The organism is Pseudomonas sp. FEN, assembly GCF_904067045.1.
GTDB lineage: Bacteria > Pseudomonadota > Gammaproteobacteria > Pseudomonadales > Pseudomonadaceae > Aquipseudomonas.
On the sequence record NZ_CAJFDC010000001.1, the window covers coordinates 536,170 to 561,634 of the forward strand.

Consider the following 25,465-nt stretch of genomic DNA (forward strand, 5'->3'; position numbering starts at 1 on the left):
TAGGACAGGTCAAAAAACTCTCAATCAATATTAGTTCGCCGCGTTTTTGCCGATCCTGGGTGAATACGGCACACTAGCCGCCGAGCAAACGCTCGGTTCACTCCACTTGCCTGCAGATGCCGTATGACCCGTTCCCCGTTCCGCCGTCTCGTGTTTGGTACCTTGCGTCGCCTCCTGTACCTGTGGGTGCGCTCGGAGACGATCAACCAGTCGTCGCTGACCCTCAACCTCGACCGCAGCCGGCCAGTCTTCTACGTCCTGCAATCACCGTCGCTGACCGACCTCGCCGTGGTCGACCACGAATGCACCAAGGCCGGCCTGCCGCGCCCGGTACTGCCGGTGGCGGTCGGCACACTGGTGGAACCAGCAGCGTTTTTCTACCTGACCCCCGAACCCGACTGGCTGGGCCGCCAGGACAAACGCGGGGCACCACCGACGCTGAACCGGCTGGTCAGCGCCTTGAGCGAAAATGCCGCCGAAGATGCGCTGATCGTCCCGGTGAGCGTGTTCTGGGGCCAGTCGCCGGACAGCGAATCGAGCCCCTGGAAACTGCTGTTCGCCGACAGTTGGGCGGTCACCGGGCGCCTGCGCCGTCTGCTGAGCATCCTGATTCTCGGGCGCAAGACCCGCGTGCAATTCTCCGCGCCGATCCATCTGCGGGGCCTGATCGAGCACAACAAGGGTCACGAGCGTACCGTGCGCATGGCCCAGCGCATCCTGCGGGTGCACCTGCGCAACCTCAAGGCCGCGGTCATCGGTCCGGACATCTCCCACCGGCGCAACCTGGTCAAGGGCCTGGTCAACGAACCGCTGGTGCGCCAGGCGATCGTCGAAGAAGCCCAGCGCGAGAACATCTCAGTGGAAAAAGCCCAGGCCCAGGCCCTGCGCTACGGCAACGAGATCGCCTCGGACTACACCTACACCGCGATCCGCTTCCTCGAAGTGGTACTGAGCTGGTTCTGGAACAAGATCTACGACGGCATCAAGGTCAACCATATCGAAGGCGTGCAGGCCGTGGCCCAAGGCCACGAAGTCATCTACGTACCCTGCCACCGCAGCCATATCGACTACCTGCTGCTGTCCTACCTGCTGTTTCGCAACGGCCTGACCCCGCCGCACATCGCCGCCGGGATCAACCTCAACATGCCGGTGATCGGCAGCCTGCTGCGCCGCGGCGGGGCGTTCTTCATGCGCCGCACCTTCAAGGGCAACCCGCTCTACACTTCGGTGTTCAATGAATACCTGCACACCCTGTTCACCAAGGGTTTCCCGGTGGAGTACTTCGTCGAGGGTGGCCGCTCGCGCACCGGGCGCATGCTGCAACCGAAGACCGGCATGCTGGCCATCACCCTGCGCAGCTTCCTGCGTTCCTCGCGCATGCCCATCGTCTTCATCCCGGTGTACATCGGCTACGAGCGGGTCCTGGAAGGACGGACCTACCTCGGCGAACTGCGCGGCGCGAGCAAGAAGAAAGAGTCGATCTTCGACATCTTCAAGGTCATCGGGGCGCTCAAGCAGCGCTTCGGCCAGGTCGCGGTCAACTTCGGCGAGCCGATCAAACTGGCCGAGTTCCTCGATCAGGAACAACCGGACTGGCGCGCCCAGGCGTTGGGCCCGCAATTCCGCCCGGCCTGGCTCAACCAAGCCACCCACCGCCTCGGTGAGCGCGTGGCCCGCCATCTGAACGAAGCCGCGGCGATCAACCCGGTGAACCTGATAGCCCTGGCCCTGCTCTCGACCACCCGCCTGGCCCTCGACGACCGCGCCATGGCCCGGGTGCTCGACCTTTACCTGGCGCTGTTGCGCCGCGTGCCCTACTCGCCGCACACGACCTTGCCGGAAGGTGATGGCCGCGCGCTGATCCAGCACGTCAAGGACATGGACCTGCTGGCCGAGCAAAGCGACGCCCTGGGCAAGATCCTCTACCTGGACGAGCAGAACGCCGTCCTGATGACCTATTACCGCAACAACGTGCTGCATATCTTCGCCCTGCCCTCATTGCTGGCGAGCTTCTTCCAGAGTGCCACGCGCATGAGCCGCGAGCAGATCCTGCGCTACACCCGCGCGCTCTATCCCTACCTGCAGGCGGAACTGTTCATCCGCTGGTCACTCGATGAACTGGACGCGGTGGTCGACCAATGGCTGGAGGCTTTCGTCGAACAGGGTCTGTTGCGCCTGGAGAACGAGGTCTACCTGCGACCGGCGCCAAGCTCGCGGCACTTCGTGCTGTTGACCCTGCTGTCGCGGAGCATCGCCCAGACCCTGCAACGCTTCTACATGGCCATCTCGCTGCTGCTCAACAGCGGCCAGCACAGCATCAGTGCCGAGGAGCTGGAAGACCTGTGCACGGTCATGGCCCAGCGCCTGTCGATTCTCCACGGCCTGAACGCCCCGGAGTTCTTCGACAAGAGCCTGTTCCGTCACTTCATCCAGACCCTGCTCGACCTCGAGGTCCTGCGCCGCGACGCCAATGGCAAGCTGGGCTATCACCCACTGCTCGGCGAGCTGGCCGAGGGAGCGGCGAAAAGGGTGCTGCCGGCGGAAATCCGCTTGTCGATTCGCCAGGTTGCGCTGCATCGCAGCGAAGATGCCGACGAACAACGCCCCGATCAAGGCATTGAAGTGGGATAAGACCAACCGCCCCAGTCAGACGATTCGGTAAAGCAGCAAGGATGCTTCCCTGGCCGTTTTCAAGTCCGAAGGCGCGTGTAGACTCAATCTTGCGTCGCTTTTGGCGCGTTCGATAAGGACATCGAGATGACTGCAAAAAACCTCGTGACCGCTGTTTTCCATTTCCCTGCGGACTATTCGATCCCGGCCAGGGCCGAAACCCGTATCACCCTGCGCAACCGCTGCACCGACACCCTGCTGGGAACCTGGACCAGCGCTCGGCTTCCGGCCCAATCGCCGTGGCGTTTCACCTTCGAACTGCCGGCGGACCTCAAGCGCAACTGCAAGGTCGAGATCGACATCGACATGAGCGTCGCCGGCACCTCGCTGCTGCCGGATATCAAGTACAGCTTCCGCTGGCGCCGGGACAATCAGGAGGAAATCTTCCACCTGAGCCCGCCGGGATACCTGTACCTCAGCGCCGCGTTGGTGCCGATGATCGGCACGCAGGACAATACCCTGGCGACCCTGCGATTGGTGGCCCAGACCGAACCCGGTATTCCGGTGCATGTCCTCAGCGAGGAAATCACTTTCTTCAAGGGCTCGATCCCGCGCTACCTGCGTTACGACGTGAGCAAGGTCAAGCCGGGCCAGACCTACGAAACCCAGGGCACCTTCGGTGGCCGGCGCAAATTCACCATGAAACCGATTCCGCGGACGGTGGTGCTGCGCAGGGAGAAACCGCAAAGCCTGATACTCAGCGCTTGAGTACATTCCAGCGTTTTTCGAAAACTGGCGTTTGCCGATAAATCCGTTAGATTCTTACTGGCTGGCGCCAGGTTACTTCTGGCGCCATGACCTCGTGAGAAGCCATCATGAAAAAGCTTTCCCTGCTGTGCCTGAGCGTATTGCTCGGCGCCTGTCAAAGCATGGCCCCGAGTGCCAGCGCGCACCTTGACGGAGAGGTGTTCTACTTGCAACGCAGCGCCCTGCCGCCCACGGCGGTGCTGAGCGTCAGCTTGCGGGACGTGTCCCTGGCCGACGCCCCGGCGGTGCTCCTGGCCGAGCAGAAAGGCCCGGTCAAAGGCCAGGTGCCCTTGCCGTTTCACCTCAGCTACGACCCGGCCCAGGTCAAGCCCGGCCATCGTTATTCGATCAGCGCTCGCATCGAACTCGACGGCCAGTTACTGTTTATCAGTAGCCGGCATCAGGGCGTTCAATTGAATGGCCAGGATCCACAACCCTTGCGCATCCGGGTCGACTCGGTGCGCTGATTTCCTTAACCGACCCCAACAAGGAAGCTTACATGCTCCGTCCCTCCCTTCGTCTGGCTGGCCTCTGTGCGGGCCTGCTGATTTCCGTCAACGCCCTGGCCTTGTCCCTGGGCAGTCTCAGCCAGGACCAAGCGTCCGGCGGCCTCAAGGATGCTCTGGCCCAGGGTGCCGTGGCGGCCGTGACCAACCTCGGCAAACCGGGTGGTTTCAGCAACAACCCTGAAGTGAAGATCGAACTGCCGGGCAGCCTCGGCAAGGTCGCCAACAAGATGAAACAGTTCGGCATGGGCGCCCAGGTCGACCAGTTGGAAGCCAGCATGAACAAGGCCGCGGAAGCCGCCATGCCACAGGCCCAGGCGTTGTTGGTGGATGCGGTGAAAAAGATGACCGTGACCGATGCCAAGGGCATCCTCACCGGTGGCAAGGATTCGGCCACCCAGTACCTGAGCAAGACCAGCCGCGAGCAGATCCGCGCCAAGTTCCTGCCGATCGTCAAGCAGGCCACCGACCAGGTGGGCCTGGCCAAGCAATACAACGCGTTCGCCGGGCAGGCGGCGACCCTCGGCGTACTCGACGCCAAGAGTGCCAACGTTGAAGGCTACGTCACGGAAAAGGCCCTGGACGGCCTGTTCAAGATGATCGCGCAGAAGGAAGAAGACATCCGCGCCAACCCGGCGGCGGCGGCCACCAGTCTGGCGAAGAAGGTGTTTGGCGCGCTTTGACGCAACACACGCTGTAGGAGCCGATCTGTTCACTCAAGCCTGAGCACCCACCTTGTGGGAACTGGTCTGTTCATTCAAGCCTGAACACCCACCTGGTGGGAACTGGTCTGTTCATTCAAGCCTGAACACCCACCTGGTGGGAGCCGGATTTATCCGCGAAGGGGCCCTTGAAGCCGCCAAAAGCTTCGCGGCGGTGCGGCGATCCGCCAAGCACCGCTCCCACAGGTTATCTGGCGCTTTATGGCGCGGTCTTCCTCACCCTGAACCATCCCGCATACAGCGCCGGCAGGAACAATAAGGTCAAAGCCGTCGCTACGATCAACCCGCCCATGATCGCCACCGCCATCGGCCCGTAGAACACGCTGCGCGACAGCGGGATCATCGCCAGCACCGCCGCCAGGGCGGTCAGCACGATGGGCCGGAAGCGCCGCACCGTCGCCTCGATAATCGCCTGCCATTGCGACATGCCGGCACGGATATCCTGCTCGATCTGGTCCACCAGGATCACCGAGTTGCGCATGATCATCCCCGACAGGGCAATGGTCCCGAGCATCGCGACAAAGCCGAATGGCTGGCGAAACACCAGCAGGAACAGGGTCACCCCGATCAGCCCCAGCGGCGCGGTGAGGAACACCAGCGCCACCCGCGAGAAACTGCGCAGTTGCAGCATCAACAAGGTCAGCACAACCACGATGAACAACGGCACGCCGGCATTCACCGAAGCCTGGCCGCGCTCCGAATCTTCCACGGTACCGCCGACGTCCAGCAGGTAGCCGTCCGGCAGTTCGGCGCGAATCGGGTCCAGGGTCGGCATGATCTGCTTGACCAGGCTCACCGGCTGCTCCTGGCCGTAGATATCGGCGCGGATCGTCACGTTCGGCAAGCGGTTACGGCGCCAGATAATGCCTTCCTCGAAACCGTACTCCAGGGTCGCGATCTGTGACAACGCCACGCTGGTGCCGTTGTCCGTCGGTACCGCCAGGCTCGGCAGCGCCGACAATTCGTTGCGCTCGGGTGCGGTGCCGCGCATGAGGATCTCGATCAACTCGTTGTCCTCGCGGTACTGGCTGACGGTCGAACCGGTCAGAGTCAGTTGCAAGAAACGCGACAGGTTGGCGGTACTGACCCCCAGCGCCCGGGCCCGGTCCTGGTCGACATTCAGGTAGACCACCTTGCTCGGTTCCTCCCAGTCCAGATGCACGTTGGTCACGTGCGGGTTCTCGCGCACCTTGGCCGCCACCTTGCGCGCCAAGGCGCGGACCACCTCGATATGCTCGCCGGTCACCCGGAACTGCACCGGATAGCCCACCGGAGGACCGTTCTCCAGACGCGTCACCCGCGCCCGCACATCGGCGAACTGCTCGTCGAGGACCTTGATCAGCCAGGTACGCAGCGCTTCCCGCTCCTCGATGCTCTTGGCCAATACAACGAACTGGGCAAAGCTGGTGGCCGGCAACTGCTGGTCCAGCGGCAGGTAGAAACGCGGTGAGCCAGTACCGACATAGGCCACGTAGTTGTCGATGCCGGGGCGGTCCTTGAGCAAGGCCTCCAGACGCGCCACCTGTTCGGTGGTGTTGTTCAGCGAAGCGCCTTCGGCCAGCTTCAGGTCGACCATCAGTTCCAGGCGCCCGGAGGCCGGGAAGAACTGCTGCGGCACAAAACGGAACAACAGCACCGAGCCGATAAACAGGGCAATGGTCAGCACAATCACAGTCTTACGCCGACGCACACACCACTCCACCGTGCGCCTGACCCGCTGGTAGAACGGCGTGCCATAAGGGTCCGGTTGCTCGCCGCCGTGCTTGGCGGCGTGGATTTTCGCCAGGTCCGGCAGCAGCTTTTCGCCCAGATACGGCACGAACACCACCGCCGCGATCCACGACGCCAGCAGCGCCAGGGTCACCACCTGGAAAATCGAGCGGGTGTACTCGCCGGTACCCGACTGCGCGGTGGCAATCGGCAGGAAGCCGGCGGCGGTGATCAAGGTACCGGTGAGCATCGGGAATGCCGTGCTGGTCCAGGCAAAGCTCGCTGCCTTGAGGCGGTCGAAGCCCTGCTCCATCTTGATCGCCATCATCTCCACGGCAATGATCGCATCGTCCACCAGTAAGCCAAGGGCCAGCACCAACGCGCCGAGGGAAATCTTGTGCAGGCCGATGCCCAAGTAGTACATCGCGGCAAAAGTCATCGCCAGCACCAACGGAATCGCCAGCGCCACGACCATCCCGGTGCGCACGCCCAGGGAGAAGAAACTCACCAGCAGCACGATGACCAGGGCCTCCACCAGCACCCGGACGAATTCGCCGACGCCGGTCTTCACCGCGGCCGGCTGGTCGGAGACCTTGCTCAGCTTCATCCCCGCCGGCAGGCTTTTCTGGATCCGGGCGAACTCGGCTTCCAGGGCCTTGCCCAGCACCAGGATGTCACCGCCATCGTTCATCGCCACCGCCAGGCCAATCGCGTCTTCGCCCATGAAGCGCATGCGCGGTGCCGGAGGATCGTTGAAGCCGCGATGCACCTCGGCGACATCGCCGATTCGGAAGGTGCGATCGCCAACCCGGATCGGGAAATTCTTGATCTCGTCGACCGTCTTGAAGTTACCGCTGACCCGCAGTTGCACGCGCTCGCTCGGGGTCTCGAAGAAGCCGGCGGTGGACACCGCATTCTGCTCTTGCAGGGCCTGCTGCACGCTGGCCAGCGGCAGCCCAAGGGTCGCCAGCTTGACGTTGGACAGTTCGATCCAGACCTTTTCGTCCTGCAATCCAAGCAGGTCGACCTTGCCCACGTCCTTGACCCGCTGCAACTGGATCTGGATCCGGTCGGCGTAGTCCTTGAGTACCGCGTAGTCGAAACCGTCGCCGGTCAGGGCGTAGATATTGCCGAAAGTGGTGCCGAACTCATCGTTGAAAAACGGCCCCTGGATGTCCGGCGGCAAGGTCTGGCGGATATCGCCGATTTTCTTCCGGACCTGATACCAGAGGTCGGGAATCTGCGAGGAATGCATCGAGTCCCGGGCCATGAAGGTGACCTGGGATTCCCCGGGCCGCGAGAACGACACGATGCGTTCGTACTCGCCGGTTTCCATCAGCTTCTTTTCGATGCGTTCGGTGACTTGTCGCGAGACTTCCTGGGCTGTGGCGCCCGGCCAGTTGGTCTTGATGACCATGGCCTTGAAGGTGAACGGTGGGTCTTCGCTCTGCCCCAGCTTGGTGTAGGACAAGGCGCCGACCACCGCGAGCAGGATCATCAGGAACAGCACGATCTGGCGATTACGCAACGCCCATTCGGAAAGATTGAAACCCATCGGGGACTACTCCTTGTTGGCCGCCAGATTGACCACGCGGTTGGAGCGATCCACCGGGCGAATCTTCTCGCCGTCATGCAGCACATGCACACCGGCCGCCACCACCCAATCGCCGGCCGCCAGGCCTTCGAGCACCGGCACGGTCTTTTCGCCAAAGGCGCCGACCCGCACGGCGGTACGCTTGAGGGTGTCGTCCGCCTGGACCCGCCAGACATAGGTCGCGCCATTTTCCGCGGTCAGCGCCGACAGCGGCACCGACAACGGCACCACGCCCTCGGCTTGGATAAACACCCGGGCACTCTGGCCCAGCTCAGCCGGGACCTTGCCGGCGCTGAAGGCGATCCGCGCGGCGAAAGTCCGCGACTTGGGATCGGCGGCCGGCGACAACTCGCGGATCCGCCCGTTGAAACGTTGATCCGGCTGCGACCAGAGTTCCACCGCGACATCCTGGCCGATCTTGAACCGCCCGAAGGCCTGTTCCGGGAAGCTGATCAGCACTTCGCGCTCGCCATCGGCAGCCAGGGTGAAGACCGTCTGGCCGGCGGCGACCACCTGGCCGACTTCAACCAGACGCTTGGCCACCACGCCGTCCTGGGGCGCCCGCAACACCGCATAACCGGCCTGGTTGCTGGACACGTCGAACTCGGCCTTGATCTGCTTGAGACGCGCCTCACCGGAACGGTAGAGGTTTTCCGCGTTGTCGTACTGCGAGCGGCTGACCATCTGCCGGTCGAGCAAGGTCTTGTAACGATCGCGCTCGGAGCGCACCAGATTCAGGTTGGCCTCGGCGGCCGCGACCTGGGCGCGGGCCGCTTCCAGTTGCAGGCGCACGTCCTGGGGGTCGAGCTCGGCCAGGGGCTGGTTGGCCTTGACCCGTTCGCCCTCTTCCACCAGTCGGCGGCTGACCTTGCCGCCAATGCGGAAAGCCAGATCAGGCTCGAAACGCGCACGAACTTCGCCGGGATAGCTGTCCACGGACTGAGCCGAAGGCTGTGGCTGGACCACCATGGCCGGACGCACATTGACCTGGGCCGGCTCTTCATGACCACAACCGACAAGGAGAAGGGCTAGACTGATGGGCAAAGCAAGGGGCAGGACATAGCGGAACATGGTGTATGACCTTTCGCTAATGGTGCTCAGAATATTTATACTGGCTAGTATGGTATTAATACCATACCGACCAGTCCAGTATTAAGTAAGAAAATGTCCGACAATCTTTCAGTGCCCAGCGGCCCCGGTCGCCCCAAGGATCTGGCAAAACGCCAGGCCGTTCTGAACGCGGCGAAAGATCTGTTTCTGAGTAATGGATACGCCAGCACCAGCATGGACGCGGTCGCTACAGCAGCAGGTGTTTCAAAGCTGACGGTGTATAGCCATTTCAATGACAAGGAGACGCTGTTCTCCGCCGCCGTGGTGGCAAAATGCGAAGAACAGCTGCCCGAGCTGTTCTTCGCCCTACCCGACGGCGTGCCGGTGGAAAACGTGCTGCTGAACATCGCGCGGGGTTTTCATCAGCTGATCAACAGCGACGAGTCGCTGAAACTGCATCGGCTGATCATCACCCTGGGCAGCCAGGACCCGAGGCTCTCGCAAATCTTCTTCGAGGCCGGACCGCAGCGCATGCTGACGGAGATGGAGCAACTGCTGGGGCGGATTCACCAGAGCGGCGCGCTGGTGATCGACAAGCCGCATAAGGCCGCCGAGCATTTCTTCTGCCTGCTCAAGGGCGCCGGGAACTTCCGGCTGCTGTTCGGCTGTGGCGAGCAACTGAGCGAAGCCAATGGCGAGGCGCATGTGCGCGAGGTGGTGGGGTTGTTCATGCGCGCCTACCGACCCTGAGCACTCTGGCGCTTGTCAGGCCGTTATCGCGAGCAATCTCGCGATGCGGCTCTCAAAACCGCCAAAACCGTCAGGCCAAGCCTGGCTTCAGGGCTTTCTTCGGATAGATATCGTAACGGCTCGACTTGCCATCCAGGCCATGGCTCGGCTTCGGCCCGTCAATGCAGGGTGCCTTGCGCGGGCGCTTGACCACCACCCGATGGGTCGCCAGGGCCAGTGCCGCGGCCAGCAACGCCGGAGCATCCGGGTCGTCGCCCACCAGCGGACGGAACAGGCGCATTTCCTTCTTCACCAGCGCGGTTTTCTCACGGTGAGGAAACATCGGGTCCAGATAGATCACCTGCGGCGCCTCGCCCTCCCAGTTGCGCATCACCTCGATCGAGTTGCCCTTGAGCAAGTGCATGCGCGAGACAATCGGCGCCACCTCGAAATCCTCCAGCCCCCGGGCCAAGCCATCTTCGAGCAAGGCGCCGATCAGCGGCTGACGCTCGATCAGGCTCATCTCGCAGCCCAGGCTCGCCAGCACGAACGCATCCTTGCCCAGGCCCGCCGTGGCATCCAGCACCCGTGGACGCACGCCCGGCTGGATGCCCACCGCCTTGGCGATCATCTGCCCGCTGCCACCGCCGTACAGGCGCCGATGGGCCGCGCCGCCTTCGACAAAGTCCACGCGGACCGGACCGGGAGCCTCCGGCCCCAGCTGTTGCAATTGCAGGCCCTGCTCCGATAGCTGCAGGGCGAACTCCGCGTCAGGCTCGTGCAACGGCAAACCGAGGCGCTCGGCCCACTGTTCGGCCCGGGACCGCAACCCTTCGGCCAGGGCCTCGACTCTGATACGCACCGGCGCTTGTTGCTCACTCATGAAAAACACGCTCAAAAATTTAATGATCGGCAAAAGCTGCCGATAAAAACATTATCCGGCATTTTGCCAGAGCTGAGCGTCAATCGAGAGCCATGTCAGACATTCGCAACACATCCATAGGTTATCTATCGCCCGTCGGCGATTATGGCCTGCGCAATTCCCAGGCACTGAGCGGTGTCAGTCACCTGTGGCAGGATTTTTTTGCCCGGGCGCTGGCCGAACAGGTGGGAGAAGCGCCGGGTGAGCAGAATGTCCAGGCACAACTGCCGGTCGATGGCCCGGTGGAGCCGACCGCCGGTGCCGAGCTGCTGGCGCAGATCGTCGACCAGCGTCAGTGTGACGTCCAGGAAAAACCGGTCCGACCACCGGAGCCACTGTTCCTGCCGATTGCCGAGTTCGACCTGGACCTGTTGAAGCGGCCCGTGCCCTATCCGCCGGAAGAAATCGTCGCCCAGCAGAAACAGCAGGATTTCGAAAGTGGCTGGGTTCGCCCTATCGTCCTCACTGCTGGCCAGCCACTGCCCGAACCGGGCCCCGCGCCGCAACCGCGTCCGCTGCATCTGCCGATTGCCGAGTTCGAGCTGGATCTGCTGGAGCCGCACGTTCCATTCGACGAAGAAACCCTGGCCCAACAGCAGAAAGCCATGGACTACGACCTGCGCTGGGCGCGTCCGTTGGTGGCACAGAACCTGCGCCTGGCGGCCTGAACCCTGGCCTGCTCTGGAAAACACAGCGCAACCATAGATGTAGCCTTGGCCAGGCGGCGATGACGGCGGCACAGTCAGCCTTGATGTTGCCCGCCCCACCACTATCGCAGCCTCGCCAAGGCGAGACAGCTCCTACAACAATGTCGGGAGCGCACGCGAGTTATGTGCACGACCGCGGAGCTTTCTAACCCTTGAACATCTGATTGATCCGCGCAAATGGCATTGCCTGATCCAGCGCGGCAAAGGTCCCCTGCCCACGAATCTCTTCAGCCGCCCGATAGAACGCGCCATACGCCGCCCGGGCCAAGGCCGAGCCGACACTGATGCGCTTGACCCCCAGCTCACCCAGTTCGGCCACCGACAGGTCGACCCCACCAGACATCAATACATTCACCGGTTTGGGTGCCACGGCCTTCACCACCGCCAGGATCTCCTCGCGCGTGCGCAGGCCCGGCGCATACAGCACGTCAGCCCCGGCCTCGGCAAAAGCCTGCAGGCGCCGAATCGTGTCCGGCAGATCCTCGCGCCCGTGCAACAGGTTCTCGGCCCGCGCCGTCAGCATGAAGGGGAACGCCAGGCTACGAGCCGCCGCAACCGCCGCCTCGACCCGCTCGACCGCATGGTTGAAGGCGTAGATAGGCTCGTCGGCATGACCGCTGGCATCTTCGATCGAGCCGCCCACCAGCCCGACTTCCGCCGCTCGCAGAATGGCCTCGGCACAACCGGCGGGGCTGTGGTCGAAACCATTTTCCAGATCCGCGGCCACCGGCAGCGGCGTGGCCAGGACGATGGTCCGCGCGTTATCCAACGTATCGAGCAGCGAATTGGCCCCCTGCGCATCGGGACGCCCAAGGGAAAACGCCAATCCCGCACTGGTGGTCGCCAGTGCCTCGAACCCCAGCGCGGCGAGCATTTTCGCTGATCCGGCATCCCAGGGATTGGGAATCACGAAGGCTCCCGCACGCTCGTGCAGGGCCTTGAACGTCTGGGCTCGAAGGTTTTGCGTCGCCATTGACCGACTCCAGGCAAGAAAAGGATTGTCGCGTCAGAGCAAGCCAAGTTGCTCCGAGGCGGGCCCTCTGTATAGCTCAGCCAGCGCCGGCAAGCCAGGCAGACGCGCCATCAACCGGGCGTGGAAGCGCTGTGCCAGCGCTGGCGCAAGGCGGTTGTCGGAGGTGTGCAAAAACACATAGGGTGTGCGCCCCTCCTCGATCCAACCGGCGACCTTTTCCACCCAGGGGGTCAGGAAAGGCTCATTGGCCGCCAGTTCCGGGTGACCGATAAAACGCACTTGCGGAAACTGCGTGAACGCGGCCGGACGGGGTGGCACCTTGGTTTTTTTCGACTGGGCGTGCAGTACCGAGGCTTCGCTGGAGGTGCAACTGAAGAGCGCCCGCGGATCGAGGCAGATCCGCTCGACACCCCGGTCCAGCAACAGACGGTTGAGCATCCGCTCGGCGTCGCCCTTGGCGAAGAATTCGCGATGGCGCACCTCAACCGCCAGTGGACGCTGCTGCGCGTCGATAAACCCGACCAGTTCAGCCAGGCGCTGCGGCGCGAAACTGGCCGGCAATTGCAGCCACAGCGGCGCCACGCGCGCGCCCAGCGGCTGGAGCAGTTGCAGGAAGTCCTCGGCGGCCGGGACCTGATCGCGCAGGTCACCGCCGTGGCTGATATCCCGGGGAAACTTGGCGGTGAAGCGAAAGTGCTCGGGCATGCTCTGCGCCCAACGCTCCACCGTGGCGCCAGCAGGCCGCGCGTAGAACGTGGTATTGCCCTCGACGGCGTTGAACACCTGGGCGTAAAGATCGAGGAAATCCGTCGTGCGCGCCGTTGCCGGGTACAAGTACTCGCGCCAGGCGTTTTCACTCCAGGAGGGGCAACCGAGGTAGTAAGGCAGCAGGACAGGATCAGTCATTGATCCGATTAAATCAGATATGCAGGTCGAGTCCCAACACTTCCATGTCCCACTCGACAAAGCCGGCGGTGGTCAGGTAGCTGGCCAGGGCCGTGGCAACACTCCGACTCATGGTGCGATGGAAGATCATGTCCTGTGGGCGGGCGGGCAGATTGGCCAGACGGCTACCCGCTGCTTCAGCGCGGGCCGCCACCTCCGACAGGTCCTCGCTGTCCCCACTCGAGACATCAGCCTCGTCGTCAAGCACGACACTGCCTTTACGCGGCTTGCGCTTGATGGGGTAGGACTGTGAGGAAACGCCGTCTATACGCATTGGGGCATGCTCGGTGTTGATGATGGCAATTTAGCAGCACGCACAGCACTTAGCTATTGCTCGAGTGATAACTGGACCACAGAACCTGAAAAAGGTTTTCACACCCCGGTGCCCGGATGGGAAAAACATGATGAACGGCACATTCTTGACTGATCAGGGCGATTTTTCGGCTGATCGGTTTAACGTTCAGTTTAGCTTGAGTTTTATAGGTTGCCGCACAACCCATGGGAGCCGGCTTGCCGACGATGGGGTCAGTAAGCCCTACGCTGGCAGAACCTTGAAACCTCAACGGGCCTTGGGCGTCGCCACCTTGTCGCGCAGGTAGACCGGTTGGGCATCGTCGGCCGGAATGCCCTCGCCGCGAGCCCAGGCAAAGCGCGCCAGGCTCAACAGGTCTTCGGCATGGGGCAGCAGGCTGGCATCCTGGCCGCTCAACGCAACCTGGATCCGCTCACCATAACCCCAACCCGTGCCGGCACCGAACCACTCGCCACTGGCGGCGTCCGGCAAGGCGGCCAGTTGCGGAGCCAACACCGCCTCGACACCGGCCAGGCGCATTTCCCCGGCTTCTTCGCGATAACAGCCCCAATACACCTCGTCCATCCGCGCATCGATGGCCGCCGCGACCTGGCGCACACCGCGCTCGCGAAACGCTCGTTGCGCCAGGACCGCCAGATTCGATACCGGCAGCACCGGACGCTCCAGCGCGAACGCCAACCCCTGGACCACGCCAATGGCAATCCGCACGCCGGTAAAGGCCCCCGGGCCACGGCCGAAAGCAATGGCATCCAGCGCCGACAGACTGATACCAGCGTCCGCCAGCAACTGCTGGATCATCGGCAACAGCTTTTGCGCGTGCAGGCGCGGAATCACCTCGTAGTGGCTCGTCACCTTGCCGTCGTGCAGCAAGGCGACGGAGCAGGCTTCAGTCGCGGTGTCCAGGGCCAGCAAGGTGCTCATTGATGTGTCCGTCAGGTCGAAATTGAAAAAGTGCGACAGTATAAACAACAACAGCCCGCAAGCGGGCTGTTGAAAAGGCAGCGGCTACAAGGATCAGCTCAGCGCGGCAAGCACCTTGCCAGTGATCGCTTCAACCGAACCGACACCGGCGATATGGCTGTAGGTCGGCTTGCCCTTGGCGGCCGAAAGCTTCTGGTAGAACTCCACCAGCGGCTTGGTCTGGGAATGGTAGACCGACAGGCGATGACGCACGGTTTCTTCAGTGTCGTCCTTGCGCTGCACCAGGTCGTCACCGGTCAGGTCGTCCTTGCCGTCGACTTTCGGCGGGTTGTAGACGGTGTGGTAGACGCGCCCGGAGGCCTCGTGCACGCGACGGCCGGCAATGCGCTGGACAATCTCTTCGTCATCGACGGCGATCTCGACCACGTGGTCCAGCTCGACGCCGGCTTCCACCAGGGCCTGCGCCTGGGGAATGGTGCGCGGAAAACCGTCGAACAGGAAACCCTTGGCGCAGTCGGCCTGGGCGATACGGTCCTTGACCAGCGCGATGATCAGATCATCGGAGACCAGGCCGCCGGCATCCATGATGCCCTTGGCCTTGAGACCCAGCTCGGTGCCGGCCTTGACCGCGGCACGCAGCATGTCGCCAGTGGAGATTTGCGGGATACCGAATTTTTCGGTGATGAACTTAGCCTGAGTACCTTTACCGGCCCCGGGAGCTCCCAGCAGAATGACGCGCATCGATGTGCTCCTCAATTTTATATTTAGAAACGCTCGGATTCGCCTCGTGGGGCCAATCTCAAAAATAGGATCATGGCCGCACAAACGGCCAAAGGCTGATCAAGATACACAGCCGACCGTACCCACACAAGCCGCCGAAAGTAGCAGCAACCCACGCCTGCACATGCGGTGAAACCTGCTACGCCAGGTCGCCCCTCGGCAATAAAGCGTCGCCACACAAAAACGACCGCCCCTGACTGGACGGTCGTCTTTGCCCCATTTCAAACAACGAATCTTCCTACCTACCTTAGCCAGTATTGCGCAACCCGGCGGCAATCCCGGCCACGGAGACCAGCAAAGCCTGTTCCAGAGGGCTGTCCTGGGTACTTGCCTGGCGCCGCGAACGGGCCAGCAACTCAGCCTGCAACAGGTGCAACGGATCCAGATAAGTGTTGCGCAGGCGAATGAATTCCAGGGTCACGGGACTATGGGCGAGCAGCTGCGACTGGCCGGTCAAACCCAGGACTACCGCGCACGCCTGCGACAATAGGTCGCGTAAATGCGCCCCCAATGGCAGCAGTTCGGCGTCCACCAGACGTTCGTCATAGGAACGGGCGATATCGCTGTCGGCCTTGGCCAGGACCATTTCCAGCATGTCGATACGCGTGCGGAAAAACGGCCATTGCTCGCGCATCTGCGCCAACAGCTCACCTTCGCCACGCTCCAGAGCCTTGCGCAAGGCCGCTTCCCAGCCGAGCCAGGCCGGCAGCATCAGGCGCGTCTGGGTCCAGCCGAAAATCCACGGGATCGCCCGCAGGCTTTCGATCCCGCCGGCGCGGCGCTTGGCCGGACGGCTGCCCAGCGGCAGGCGCCCAAGTTCCTGTTCCGGCGTGGATTGACGGAAGTACTCGACGAACTGCGGATTGTCCCGCACCTCGGCGCGATAGGCGCTGACACCGTCCGCCGCCAATTCGTCCATCAGCTTGCGCCAGGCCGGTTGCGGTGGCGGCGGTGGCAGCACGGTGGCTTCGAGCACGGCGGCCAGATAGAGGTTGAGGTTCTGCTCGGCGATGTCCGGCAGACCGAACTTGAAGCGAATCATCTCGCCCTGCTCGGTGGTGCGGAAACGCCCCGCCACCGATCCCGGCGGCTGCGACAGGATGGCCGCGTGGGCCGGGCCGCCACCGCGGCCGACGGTACCGCCGCGACCATGGAACAGCAGCAACTCGACCTGCTGCTCGCGACAGATCTCCACCAATCGCTCCTGGGCCCGGTACTGCGCCCAGGCCGCCGCCGTGGTGCCGGCGTCCTTGGCCGAGTCGGAATAGCCGATCATCACTTCCTGGGGGCCTTGCAGGCGCGCGCGATAGCCGGGCAGCAGCAACAGCCGCTCCATCACCGGCCCGGCGTTGTCCAGGTCGGCCAGGGTTTCGAACAACGGCACCACGCGCATCGGCCGTAGCACGCCGGATTCCTTGAGGAGCAACTGCACCGCCAGCACATCGGAGGCGGCACCGGCCATGGAGATCACATAAGAACCGAGGGAAGCGGCGGGCGCCACGGCGATTTCCCGGCAGGTCGCCAGCACTTCGGCGGTGTCCGCGGAGGGTTTGAACCAGGCCGGCAGCAACGGACGACGATTGGCCAGCTCGCGCGTCAGGAAGGCCAGGCGGTCTTCTTCACTCCAGTCTTCGTAACGCCCCAGGCCCAGGTAATCGGTGATCTCGGTCATCGCGGCGGCATGCCGGGAGGCATCCTGACGCACATCCAGGCGCACCAGGAACAGGCCGAAGGTCACTGCCCGGCGCAGGCAATCGAGCAACGGCCCATCGGCGATCACGCCCATGCCGCACTCGTGCAGGGACTGGTAGCACAACTGCAACGGCTCGAGCAGCTCGCGGTTGTGCTGCAACACCTCGTCCGACGCCGCTTGCGGCGTGGCGAGGGAGGTCTGGGCCCAGTTGCGGGTAGCCCGCAGCCGCTCACGCAATTGCTTGAGCAGCGCCCGATAAGGCTCGGCGCTCTCGCCGACCCGGGCACGCAGGGCCTCACTGGCCTGCTGCATCGACAATTCGGCGGCCAGTTGATCGATATCTCGCAGATAGAGGTCGGCCGCCATCCAGCGCGCCAGCAGCAAGACTTCGCGTGTGACCTGGGCCGTGACATTGGGATTGCCGTCACGGTCGCCGCCCATCCAGGAGGCAAAACGAATCGGCGCGGCCTCCAGCGGCAGGTGCAGGCCGGTGGCCGCGAACAGCGCCTGGTCCGCGCGACGCAGGTAGTGGGGGATGGCCTGCCAGAGGGAATGCTCGATCACCGCGAAGCCCCATTTGGCTTCATCCACCGGGGTAGGCCGGGTGCGACGGATCTCCTCGGTGTGCCAGGCTTCGGCAATCAGGCGTTGCAAGCGCTGACGGATCTGCTCGCGCTCGGCGCCGGTGAGGTCACGGTGGTCCTGCTGCGCCAATTGCCCGGCAATCGCATCGTATTTCTGGATCAGGGTACGCCGCGCCACTTCGGTGGGGTGCGCGGTGAGCACCAGTTCGATCTCCAGGCGACCCAATTGCCGCGCCAGGGATTCGGCGCCATGACCTTCGGCGAGCAGCCGGGCCAGCAACTCCGGCAGCACCCGTGCCTCGAAGGGCGCCGGTTGCGACTCGTCGCGGCGGTGAATCAACTGATACTGCTCGGCAATATTGGCCAGGTTCAGGAACTGATTGAAGGCCCGGGCCACGGGCAACAGCTCGTCATCGCCGAGACCGTCAAGGCTGGCGCTGAGTTCGGCATTGGCCGAACCGCTGCGGTCGGCCTTGGCGCCCTTGCGGATACGCTCGATCTTGTCGAGGAACTCGTCACCGTGCTGGTCACGGATGGTATTGCCCAGCAGTTCACCCAAAAGGTGGACATCTTCACGCAAACGGACATCAATATCGGACATCGACAGACTCTCCAGGGGACGCTGAGATGGCTCAAGGGCTCAAGAGTGCACCACGGCGGCGAATGCTTACAAGCTGGCTGACTCATTGACGCCCGACAAAAATCCCCACCGAACCTCTTCGCATCGGACTAGTCTGATGAATAGGCCCCACGAAGGCTTTATCGCCGGTACAGGCCGATCACTCGTCAATACCCCTAATCAGCGGGTGCGAATTGAGGTCGATATGAAAATCCGTGAACTTGCCCAGTATTGGGAAGAAAACGCCAAAGGCCGGCTGAGCGACACCGGCTATGTCATTCATCTGGATGTGGAAGCGGCGGCGCGACTGGCGGCGGTGATCGACATGTACCCCAAGCGGCACCCGGAGGAACTGCTCGGCGAGTTGATCGGCGCGGCGCTGGAGGAACTCGAAGCCAGCTTCCCCTACGTCCAGGGCTCGCAGGTGGTGGCCACTGACGAAGAAGGTGATCCGCTCTATGAAGACGTCGGGCCGACGCCGCGCTTCCTGAGCTTGTCGCGACGTCATCTGCATGATCTGGCGTCCCAGGACAAGCCGAAACACTGAAACCTGGCGCGATTCAGCATCTTGTTCCCGCTCCCGTAACGTCGGTCAACGCGGATCCTGTAGGAGCAGGGCTTGTCGGGACGCCGCATCGCAGCGAAGGCGTCCGTGAGAACGCTAAAAGCTTCGCGAGCAAGCTCTGCTCCTACAGGTTCGGCTGCGTTTCCAAAAAGGCCGTTCAGTTCTTCAACCCTCCGCTCAATACCCCCGCACACCGCGAAAGTTCAGACTTTTCGCACTGACCACTCGGTCAGTACTTTTTCAGGCGATGAGCCATCTTTTCCTGAACTATTCAAAAAAGCCTCGAGTCACAGCCAATAACCATCACCGGAGCAGTCGCAGTGAGTCCAACCGCCAAAGACGGCGCGCCGGGCTCCCGGACCGTGATGGACGATGTCGTCATTCAGGAGCTATCCAATGGAGTTGAAGATCATGAAGACCCACGATATCCAATCCTCGTATCCCCCCCTGCGCGGACTGAAACTGGCCGCGCTGGCGCTTGGCAGCGGCTTGATCCTGGCCGGTTGCGCCGGCAACCCGCCGACCGAGCAATACGCAGTCACCCAATCGGCGGTCAACAGCGCCGTCAGTGCCGGCGGTACCGAATACGCCGCGGTGGAAATGAAGTCGGCCCAGGACAAGCTCAAACAAGCTGAAATGGCCATGCACGACAAAAAGTATGACGAGGCCCGCCACCTGTCCGAACAGGCCGAATGGGATGCCCGCGTCGCCGAACGCAAGGCCCAGGCCGCCAAGGCCGAGATGGCCGTCAAGGATTCACAGAAAGGCGTTCAGGAATTGCGCCAGGAAAGCCAACGCTCCGCGCAACCGGTGCAGTAAGCCGCGGCACGGCTTGACGCCTGCTGCCCTGAAGCTTGAACCCTGAAAGGATGAACTATTATGCGCGCACAATTGATGATCCCCGCCCTACTGGCCCTCAGCATCGGCTTGGCCGCCTGCTCCTCGCAGCCCAATGCCAACCTGGAGCAGGCCCGTACCAACTTCTCCGGCCTGCAAGCCAACCCGCAGGCGAGCCAAGTCGCCGCCCTGGAAACCAAGGACGCCAGCGACTACCTGGACAAGGCCGACAAGGCCTACCAGAACCGTGAAAAGGTCGAGACCGTCGACCAGCTCGCCTATCTGACCAACCAACGGGTTGAACTGGCGAAGCAGACCATTGCCCTGCGCACCGCCGAAACCAACCTGAAAAATGCCGCCGCCCAGCGTGCCCAGGCCCGCCTGGATGCCCGCGACCAGCAGATCAAGCAGTTGCAGGAAAGCCTGAACGCCAAGCAGACTGAGCGCGGCACCCTGGTGACCTTCGGTGATGTGCTGTTCGCCACCAACAAGGCCGACCTGAAATCCTCCGGCCTGGTCAACATCAACAAACTGGCGCAGTTCCTCCAGGAAAACCCCGATCGCAAGGTGATCATCGAGGGCTACACCGACAACACCGGCTCGGCGGCTTACAACCAGAGCCTGTCCGAGCGGCGCGCCACCTCGGTGCAGGTGGCGCTGATCAAGATGGGCGTGGACCCATCGCGCATCGTGACCCAGGGTTATGGCAAGGAGTACCCGGTGGCGGATAACGGCAGCGTTTCCGGCCGCGCCATGAACCGTCGCGTGGAAGTGACCATTTCCAACGACAACCAACCAGTGGTACCGCGCTCATCCATCAGCAGCGCTCACTGATCGGCAGAAAAAACCGCCTGATGTGATCAGGCGGTTTTTTATAACGGCTAGTCGAGCGCGTTACTGCTGCAACTGCGGTGTTTCCTGGCCCATGCAGCGTACCGCCTGCTTCTTGCTGTTCACCAGCACGCCGGTCAGGCCCTTCTGCTCGGTATCGAACAATACCAGCACACCATCGATGCACTGTGCCGTTTGCGCCGCCGGCTCCAACGACACCTTGTAGTCCTCCCCGGGCACCGTCTTGAGCATGGTGAACTCGTTCAGCAGCAGCGCATCCTCCGGCTTGGCGAAATGCAGGTAGCCGTAGTACCACAGGCACGCCACCGTGCCGATAATGCTGACGATACCGGTGATGATCAGGGGAATGGCGTTACGTTCTTCAGTCATTGCGGGCTCTCTGGTTCAACATTCGAATTCGGGACAGCTGGATAATTCGGGATCTCCCCCAGGCGACGCAGGCCGTTGAAGTGCTGCGGGTCGTCGAGATAACGCAGCATCACCTGGCGCCAGGTCGGGTCACCGAAGGTCTGCACATGACCACCACGGGTCAGTTGCAACACCCGCGGCGGCGGTGCCGCCTGATACAGCAGGATACCATTGGCCAATGGCACGACCGGATCATCGAGGCTGTGGAAAATCAGTTTCGGCACGCCGGCCAGGCGTGGCATGGCCTTGATCGCGCTGTCGCCGTCGGGTACCAGCCAGGACAGCGGGATTTGCAGCGGCCAGGTCAGCCAGGACGAAGCCAGGGCATCACGCCCCACCGAACGGTAACTGGCCGGCACGCCATCGAGCACCAGGGCCTTGAGGTGCGACTGGTACTCGGGGTGACGTTCCACCAGGTAATGCACCGCCAGCGCCCCGCCCAGGCTCTGCCCCAGAACCACCAGGGGTTTGCCTTGCACTTCGGGAGCCTGCCGCAACCAGTCGAACGCGGCATCGATATCCTGATAGACCGCCGGCAGGCTCGGCTCGCCTTCGGACAAACCGTAGCCACGATAATCGAGCATCAACACCTGGTAGCCCTGCTCCGGCAACCACCAACTGCCACCCAGGTGCCCGGACAGGTTGCCGCCGTTGCCGTGCAGATGCAGCACCGTGCCCTTGACCGCCACGCCGGCCTTGACCGGCAGCCACCAGGCGCGCAGGCGCAGGCCGTCGGCGGTGGTCAGGGTAATGTCGCGGTATTCGAGGTGCGCTTTGGCGGGGGTGAACGGCAGACCGCGATCGGGGTAGAACAGCAGGGAACTGCAACCGTTCAGGGTCAACAGCAGACATAGCATGCCGAGGATTCTCATCCGTTTGAAGCCTCGCTGGATAGGTGCACAGCCCCCCTGTAGCAGCGTCGACCGGCTGCTCCTACAGGGTTACGGGTAGCGGTCAAAGGATATTAGAGTAATCCGCCTCGATCCGATCCAGGCTCAAGTGGTTCAGGAAGTTGCTGAAACACATCCAGGCCGACAGCGCATTCATGTCGCGGAACTGCTCCGGCAGGTACTTGGGCGGCACGACCAGGCCCTCATCCACCAACTGGCGCAACGTGCGCATATCCTCCAGGGTGGTCTTGCCGCAAAACAGCAACGGCACCTGTTCGAGCTTGCCCTTGCGCACGGCCAACTGAATATAGTTGTAAACCATGATAAAGCCCTTGAGGTAGGACAAGTCTTTGGTAAATGGCAGCCCCGTGGGCGTCGAGCCCCGGAAAATCCGACTGGCGTTGCCGTAGCTTTCCTCCATCTCGAAACCCTGCTCGCGGAAGAACTCGAACACCTGGAGGAAATCCGCGCCCTGCTCCACCATGTCGATGGCACGGGTACGGTTGGTCAACTTGCGCAAGCGGGTCGGATAGGAAGCGAAGGCTATCACTTCCATCAGAATCGCCAGGCCTTCCTGGGTCACGGTCGACGAGGGCGGGCCCTTGGACAGGAAGGTGCAGATCGGCTGGTTCAAGCCATTGAGGGTGGTCCCGACATGCACCAGGCCTTCATGCACCTCCAACGCCCGGACATCCCGCGAGTTGAACATCGCATCGGCGCGAATCTTGATGTAGTCGGCGCCGGCCGCCGCATCGGCGACGATGCCGTCGGACTCGAAGACCCGGATGGTGCCCTCCGCCTCGCCGAACACCTTGTTCAAGCGGCTTTGCAGCAGGTCGACCGCGTCCTTGGCGGTGAGGGTCTTGGGTTCGTCCTTGAGATCGCCGCGCACGTCGATATTGTTCAGGTAGTCGGACAGCATCAAGCCCAGGTCGGCCAGGGTCGGATCACCGGCGTGGAAGGCGTCCGACGCGGCCCCGTAGAGTTCCTGGGAGATCAACCCGAAATCCGCGGTCCCCCGGGCTTCGAGCATCCGCACCACCTGCCGGTACTCGCGGCACATGCGGCGCATGATCTGCCCGACCGGGTTGAACTGGCCGAGCCGACGGGTGATATCGCGCTCGATGTTCTGGAACTCCAGCTTCACCGCACTGGAATCGAACGACAGTGGCCGCGAGGTGTAATAGTCGCGATCCACCGCCGGCATTTCCTTGCCCTTGGCCTTGAGAAAACCCTTGCGGATATTCTCGTCCCACTTCACCGCATCGAGCACGCGAATCGGCGTCTGCGCCAGCACAATGCGATCAGAGAGGCTGCGTATCGTCTGCTGGTATTCGTCCAAGGGTGACTCCTGATAGTTGCGGCGGTGAATAGCCATGCAAAAAGCCTAGACCGACGCCAGCACCAGATGCATGTAACGCGAGAGAGTCCTCAACATGTCCGGTTCAGACTGGGCCTCGGCGTCGTTGAGCAGCCCCTGATATTCCATCCGGCCGATAATCGCCGTCAACACTTTGGCATCCTGCTGCGGCTCCTTGGTTCCCAGTACCTGGACAAACTGGTAGGCGCCCTGCAGGAGAATCTGCTGGTGCGAGCGCACCAACACCGCCAGGCGGGGATTGAGCAGCGCTTCCTGGCGAAACGCCTGCTCAGCCATCAGATACTCGCGGCGGTTGTGCAGTTGCCGCTGAATGTAGTCGGCGATCATCCGCGCGATGTCGTCGGCCAGTTGCGTGCGTGAGGCCACGCTGCCATCCCCGTAGGCGACCATTTCCCGCAACATGCCTTCGGTGTTTCCCCAGAGCTTGGCCATGTAGGCCGCGCTGCGCTCGACATATTGGGCGAAGGTATCGGTGAGCAGGTCATCGATATCCTTGAAGTAGTAGGTGGTGGCCGAAAGCGGTACACCGGCCTCGGCAGCCACTGCCCGATGGCGTACCCCGCGTACGCCATCGCGCACGACAATGCGCATGGCCGCGTCGAGAATATCCTGTCGGCGTTGCTCGCTGCCCTGTCGGCTGGCCTTGCGTCCCTGATATTGAACGCTTTCAGCCACCTCGGTGGCGACGCCAGCTGCTCCCTTTTGCGCCATTGCACGCTCCACTAGCAATCTTCCTCTCTTGTAATATTTTGAAACGCCAGTACCAACAGACAATAAAAAAGCCGCCTTATGAGGGCGGCTTTTTCAACAACACGCTTATGCTTGCGGCCGCATGTGCGGGAACAGGATCACATCACGAATCGACGGTGCATTGGTGAGCAGCATCACCAGGCGGTCGATCCCGATGCCCTCGCCCGCCGTTGGCGGCATGCCGTATTCCAGGGCCCGGACGAAGTCGGCGTCGTAGTGCATGGCCTCGTCGTCGCCGGCGTCCTTGTCCGCCACCTGGGCCTTGAAGCGCTCGGCCTGGTCCTCGGCATCGTTCAGCTCGGAGTAGGCGTTGGCGATTTCACGGCCGCCGATAAACAGCTCGAAACGGTCGGTGACGTTCGGGTTGTCATCGTTGCGGCGCGCCAGCGGCGATACTTCGAACGGATACTGGGTAATGAAGTGCGGCTGTTCCAGCTTGTGCTCGACCAGCTCTTCGAAAATCATCACCTGCAGCTTGCCCAGGCCTTCGAAGCCGAGCACCTTGGCCCCGGCCTTCTTGGCGATGGCGCGGGCGGCGTCGATATCCTGCAGATCGGCGGCGCTGATTTGCGGGTTGTACTTGAGGATCGAATCGAACACCGACAGACGGGTGAACGGCTCGCCGAAGTGGAACACCTTGTCGCCATAGGGCACGTCGGTGCTGCCCAGAACCGCTTGCGCCAGCTCACGGAACAGTTCTTCGGTCAGGTCCATGTTGTCTTCGTAGTCAGCGTAGGCCTGGTAGAACTCGAGCATGGTGAACTCGGGGTTGTGCCGGGTCGAAACGCCTTCGTTACGGAAGTTGCGGTTGATCTCGAACACCCGCTCGAAGCCACCGACCACCAGCCGCTTGAGGTACAACTCCGGCGCGATGCGCAGGTACATGCCCATGTCCAGCGCATTGTGGTGGGTTTCGAACGGCTTGGCCGCCGCGCCACCGGGAATGGTTTGCAGCATCGGCGTTTCCACTTCCATGAAATCGCGCTGCATCATGAAGTTGCGGATATGCGCGATGACCTGCGAGCGGACGCGGAACGTCTGACGCACTTCTTCGTTGACGATCAGGTCGACGTAGCGCTGGCGATAGCGCTGCTCGGTGTCGGTCAGGCCGTGATGCTTGTCCGGCAGCGGGCGCAGGGACTTGGTCAGCAGGCGCACCTGGGTCATTTCAACGTAGAGGTCACCCTTGCCGGAACGGGCCAGGGTGCCTTCGGCTGCAATGATATCGCCCAGGTCCCAGGTTTTCACCGCGGCCAGGGTCTCTTCCGAGAGGGTCTTGCGGTTGACATAGACCTGGATACGTCCGGTCATGTCCTGGATCACCATGAACGAGCCGCGGTTGAGCATGATGCGACCGGCAACCTTGACCGGAATCGCCGCCTCGGCCAGCTCTTCCTTGGTCTTGTCCGCGTACTGTTTCTGCAAGTCTTCGCAGTAGGCGTCGCGACGGAAGTCGTTGGGGAAGGCCTGACCCTTGGCGCGCTCGGCAGCCAGCTTTTCCTTGCGCAGGGCGATCAGGGTGTTTTCTTCCTGTTGCAGGGCTTGCGGGTCGAGTTGTAGGTCGCTCATGTCTTTAGATTTTCCATCACAGGTTCGT

At 62.5% G+C, this 25,465-nt stretch carries 23 protein-coding genes; 9 read left to right on the forward strand and 14 right to left on the reverse strand.

What is annotated here, in order from left to right; all coding sequences use genetic code 11:
* Positions 1–123: 123 nt before the first annotated feature.
* From plsB to PFEN_RS02590, 4 genes are all read left to right on the forward strand, one after another.
* Positions 124–2,631 carry a glycerol-3-phosphate 1-O-acyltransferase PlsB gene (gene plsB, locus PFEN_RS02575; RefSeq protein ID WP_191485465.1) on the forward strand — a complete coding sequence of 836 codons (2,508 nt, stop codon included), beginning with the start codon at positions 124–126 and terminating at the stop codon, positions 2,629–2,631.
* A 126-nt stretch (positions 2,632–2,757) separates the two neighbouring features.
* Positions 2,758–3,378, forward strand: coding sequence for a hypothetical protein (locus PFEN_RS02580; RefSeq protein WP_191485466.1), 621 nt, complete (start codon positions 2,758–2,760; stop codon positions 3,376–3,378).
* A 107-nt stretch (positions 3,379–3,485) separates the two neighbouring features.
* On the forward strand, positions 3,486–3,884 hold the full coding sequence (locus PFEN_RS02585; RefSeq protein ID WP_191485467.1) for a YbaY family lipoprotein: 399 nt from the start codon (positions 3,486–3,488) through the stop codon (positions 3,882–3,884).
* Positions 3,885–3,916: 32 nt separating this feature from the next.
* Complete coding sequence (locus tag PFEN_RS02590; RefSeq protein ID WP_191485468.1) at positions 3,917–4,606, forward strand: DUF4197 domain-containing protein; 690 nt, start codon at positions 3,917–3,919, stop codon at positions 4,604–4,606.
* Positions 4,607–4,844: 238 nt separating this feature from the next.
* Here the strand turns inward: PFEN_RS02590 and PFEN_RS02595 are convergent, their stop codons facing one another.
* Positions 4,845–7,910: an efflux RND transporter permease subunit gene (locus PFEN_RS02595; protein ID WP_191485469.1), complete on the reverse strand. Its 3,066-nt coding sequence runs from the start codon at positions 7,908–7,910 to the stop codon at positions 4,845–4,847.
* A 6-nt stretch (positions 7,911–7,916) separates the two neighbouring features.
* The gene (locus PFEN_RS02600) at positions 7,917–9,020 is read right to left on the reverse strand and encodes an efflux RND transporter periplasmic adaptor subunit (protein ID WP_191485470.1); all 1,104 of its coding nucleotides are present in this window, start codon (positions 9,018–9,020) and stop codon (positions 7,917–7,919) included.
* 93 nt (positions 9,021–9,113) lie between these two features.
* Between PFEN_RS02600 and PFEN_RS02605 the strand changes: the two genes are divergently transcribed.
* Positions 9,114–9,749 (forward strand): TetR/AcrR family transcriptional regulator, encoded by a 636-nt coding sequence (locus PFEN_RS02605; protein WP_191485471.1) that lies wholly within the window; start codon positions 9,114–9,116, stop codon positions 9,747–9,749.
* Positions 9,750–9,819: 70 nt separating this feature from the next.
* Here the strand turns inward: PFEN_RS02605 and PFEN_RS02610 are convergent, their stop codons facing one another.
* A complete protein-coding gene (locus PFEN_RS02610) occupies positions 9,820–10,611 on the reverse strand; it encodes a class I SAM-dependent methyltransferase (RefSeq protein WP_191485472.1) in 792 nt (263 codons plus the stop codon).
* Between the two features lie 92 nt (positions 10,612–10,703).
* On the opposite strand from PFEN_RS02610, the gene PFEN_RS02615 reads away from it, so the two are divergent.
* Positions 10,704–11,318 (forward strand): energy transducer TonB, encoded by a 615-nt coding sequence (locus PFEN_RS02615; protein ID WP_191485473.1) that lies wholly within the window; start codon positions 10,704–10,706, stop codon positions 11,316–11,318.
* Positions 11,319–11,502: 184 nt separating this feature from the next.
* On the opposite strand, the gene PFEN_RS02620 is transcribed toward PFEN_RS02615, so the two are convergent.
* The 6 genes from PFEN_RS02620 to ppc all read right to left on the reverse strand — a co-directional run bounded on the left by PFEN_RS02620 (position 11,503) and on the right by ppc (position 18,167).
* The gene (locus tag PFEN_RS02620) at positions 11,503–12,330 is read right to left on the reverse strand and encodes an isocitrate lyase/PEP mutase family protein (RefSeq protein ID WP_191485474.1); all 828 of its coding nucleotides are present in this window, start codon (positions 12,328–12,330) and stop codon (positions 11,503–11,505) included.
* A gap of 33 nt (positions 12,331–12,363) precedes the next feature.
* Entirely contained in the window at positions 12,364–13,236 is an 873-nt protein-coding gene (locus PFEN_RS02625; RefSeq protein ID WP_191485475.1) for a DUF72 domain-containing protein, read from the reverse strand.
* Between the two features lie 13 nt (positions 13,237–13,249).
* Positions 13,250–13,549, reverse strand: a complete 300-nt coding sequence (locus PFEN_RS02630) for a hypothetical protein (protein WP_191485476.1) — start codon at positions 13,547–13,549, stop codon at positions 13,250–13,252.
* A gap of 285 nt (positions 13,550–13,834) precedes the next feature.
* Positions 13,835–14,509: a tRNA (adenosine(37)-N6)-threonylcarbamoyltransferase complex dimerization subunit type 1 TsaB gene (gene tsaB / locus PFEN_RS02635; protein WP_191485477.1), complete on the reverse strand. Its 675-nt coding sequence runs from the start codon at positions 14,507–14,509 to the stop codon at positions 13,835–13,837.
* A gap of 93 nt (positions 14,510–14,602) precedes the next feature.
* The gene (gene adk / locus PFEN_RS02640) at positions 14,603–15,250 is read right to left on the reverse strand and encodes an adenylate kinase (RefSeq protein ID WP_191485478.1); all 648 of its coding nucleotides are present in this window, start codon (positions 15,248–15,250) and stop codon (positions 14,603–14,605) included.
* 286 nt (positions 15,251–15,536) lie between these two features.
* Positions 15,537–18,167: a phosphoenolpyruvate carboxylase gene (ppc, locus tag PFEN_RS02645; protein ID WP_191485479.1), complete on the reverse strand. Its 2,631-nt coding sequence runs from the start codon at positions 18,165–18,167 to the stop codon at positions 15,537–15,539.
* A gap of 223 nt (positions 18,168–18,390) precedes the next feature.
* Here ppc and PFEN_RS02650 point away from each other — a divergent pair, with 223 nt between their 5' ends.
* The 3 genes from PFEN_RS02650 (at position 18,391) to PFEN_RS02660 (ending at position 20,421) form a co-directional block, all read left to right on the forward strand.
* Positions 18,391–18,732 (forward strand): pilin assembly protein, encoded by a 342-nt coding sequence (locus PFEN_RS02650; protein WP_191485480.1) that lies wholly within the window; start codon positions 18,391–18,393, stop codon positions 18,730–18,732.
* A gap of 414 nt (positions 18,733–19,146) precedes the next feature.
* Positions 19,147–19,569: a DUF4398 domain-containing protein gene (locus tag PFEN_RS02655; protein WP_191485481.1), complete on the forward strand. Its 423-nt coding sequence runs from the start codon at positions 19,147–19,149 to the stop codon at positions 19,567–19,569.
* A 60-nt stretch (positions 19,570–19,629) separates the two neighbouring features.
* On the forward strand, positions 19,630–20,421 hold the full coding sequence (locus PFEN_RS02660; protein ID WP_191485482.1) for an OmpA family protein: 792 nt from the start codon (positions 19,630–19,632) through the stop codon (positions 20,419–20,421).
* 60 nt (positions 20,422–20,481) lie between these two features.
* Here PFEN_RS02660 and PFEN_RS02665 read toward each other — a convergent pair whose 3' ends face one another.
* From PFEN_RS02665 to lysS, 5 genes are all read right to left on the reverse strand, one after another.
* A complete protein-coding gene (locus tag PFEN_RS02665) occupies positions 20,482–20,808 on the reverse strand; it encodes a hypothetical protein (protein ID WP_191485483.1) in 327 nt (108 codons plus the stop codon).
* Positions 20,805–21,719 (reverse strand): alpha/beta hydrolase, encoded by a 915-nt coding sequence (locus PFEN_RS02670; RefSeq protein ID WP_191485484.1) that lies wholly within the window; start codon positions 21,717–21,719, stop codon positions 20,805–20,807. Before PFEN_RS02670 ends, PFEN_RS02665 begins: the two co-directional genes overlap by 4 nt.
* An 82-nt stretch (positions 21,720–21,801) precedes the next feature.
* Positions 21,802–23,115, reverse strand: coding sequence for a flavohemoglobin expression-modulating QEGLA motif protein (locus PFEN_RS02675; protein WP_191485485.1), 1,314 nt, complete (start codon positions 23,113–23,115; stop codon positions 21,802–21,804).
* 9 nt (positions 23,116–23,124) lie between these two features.
* Positions 23,125–23,841 carry a TetR/AcrR family transcriptional regulator gene (locus PFEN_RS02680; protein WP_191485486.1) on the reverse strand — a complete coding sequence of 239 codons (717 nt, stop codon included), beginning with the start codon at positions 23,839–23,841 and terminating at the stop codon, positions 23,125–23,127.
* Positions 23,842–23,934: 93 nt separating this feature from the next.
* A complete protein-coding gene (gene lysS, locus PFEN_RS02685; RefSeq protein WP_191485487.1) occupies positions 23,935–25,437 on the reverse strand; it encodes a lysine--tRNA ligase in 1,503 nt (500 codons plus the stop codon).
* Positions 25,438–25,465: the final 28 nt, after the last annotated feature.

Coding starts and splice junctions, on each gene's coding strand:
- PFEN_RS02580 (WP_191485466.1), top strand. CDS start 2,758: ATGACTGCAAAAAACCTCGTGACCGCTGTTTTCCATTTCCCTGCGGAC.
- lysS (WP_191485487.1), bottom strand. CDS start 25,437: ATGAGCGACCTACAACTCGACCCGCAAGCCCTGCAACAGGAAGAAAAC.
- plsB (WP_191485465.1), top strand. CDS start 124: ATGACCCGTTCCCCGTTCCGCCGTCTCGTGTTTGGTACCTTGCGTCGC.
- PFEN_RS02665 (WP_191485483.1), bottom strand. CDS start 20,808: ATGACTGAAGAACGTAACGCCATTCCCCTGATCATCACCGGTATCGTC.
- PFEN_RS02605 (WP_191485471.1), top strand. CDS start 9,114: ATGTCCGACAATCTTTCAGTGCCCAGCGGCCCCGGTCGCCCCAAGGAT.
- PFEN_RS02650 (WP_191485480.1), top strand. CDS start 18,391: ATGAAAATCCGTGAACTTGCCCAGTATTGGGAAGAAAACGCCAAAGGC.
- tsaB (WP_191485477.1), bottom strand. CDS start 14,509: ATGAGCACCTTGCTGGCCCTGGACACCGCGACTGAAGCCTGCTCCGTC.
- PFEN_RS02620 (WP_191485474.1), bottom strand. CDS start 12,330: ATGGCGACGCAAAACCTTCGAGCCCAGACGTTCAAGGCCCTGCACGAG.
- ppc (WP_191485479.1), bottom strand. CDS start 18,167: ATGTCCGATATTGATGTCCGTTTGCGTGAAGATGTCCACCTTTTGGGT.
- PFEN_RS02625 (WP_191485475.1), bottom strand. CDS start 13,236: ATGACTGATCCTGTCCTGCTGCCTTACTACCTCGGTTGCCCCTCCTGG.
- PFEN_RS02585 (WP_191485467.1), top strand. CDS start 3,486: ATGAAAAAGCTTTCCCTGCTGTGCCTGAGCGTATTGCTCGGCGCCTGT.
- PFEN_RS02655 (WP_191485481.1), top strand. CDS start 19,147: ATGGAGTTGAAGATCATGAAGACCCACGATATCCAATCCTCGTATCCC.
- PFEN_RS02595 (WP_191485469.1), bottom strand. CDS start 7,910: ATGGGTTTCAATCTTTCCGAATGGGCGTTGCGTAATCGCCAGATCGTG.
- PFEN_RS02600 (WP_191485470.1), bottom strand. CDS start 9,020: ATGTTCCGCTATGTCCTGCCCCTTGCTTTGCCCATCAGTCTAGCCCTT.
- PFEN_RS02675 (WP_191485485.1), bottom strand. CDS start 23,115: ATGGCTATTCACCGCCGCAACTATCAGGAGTCACCCTTGGACGAATAC.
- PFEN_RS02660 (WP_191485482.1), top strand. CDS start 19,630: ATGCGCGCACAATTGATGATCCCCGCCCTACTGGCCCTCAGCATCGGC.
- PFEN_RS02590 (WP_191485468.1), top strand. CDS start 3,917: ATGCTCCGTCCCTCCCTTCGTCTGGCTGGCCTCTGTGCGGGCCTGCTG.
- PFEN_RS02670 (WP_191485484.1), bottom strand. CDS start 21,719: ATGAGAATCCTCGGCATGCTATGTCTGCTGTTGACCCTGAACGGTTGC.
- adk (WP_191485478.1), bottom strand. CDS start 15,250: ATGCGCGTCATTCTGCTGGGAGCTCCCGGGGCCGGTAAAGGTACTCAG.
- PFEN_RS02630 (WP_191485476.1), bottom strand. CDS start 13,549: ATGCGTATAGACGGCGTTTCCTCACAGTCCTACCCCATCAAGCGCAAG.
- PFEN_RS02615 (WP_191485473.1), top strand. CDS start 10,704: ATGTCAGACATTCGCAACACATCCATAGGTTATCTATCGCCCGTCGGC.
- PFEN_RS02610 (WP_191485472.1), bottom strand. CDS start 10,611: ATGAGTGAGCAACAAGCGCCGGTGCGTATCAGAGTCGAGGCCCTGGCC.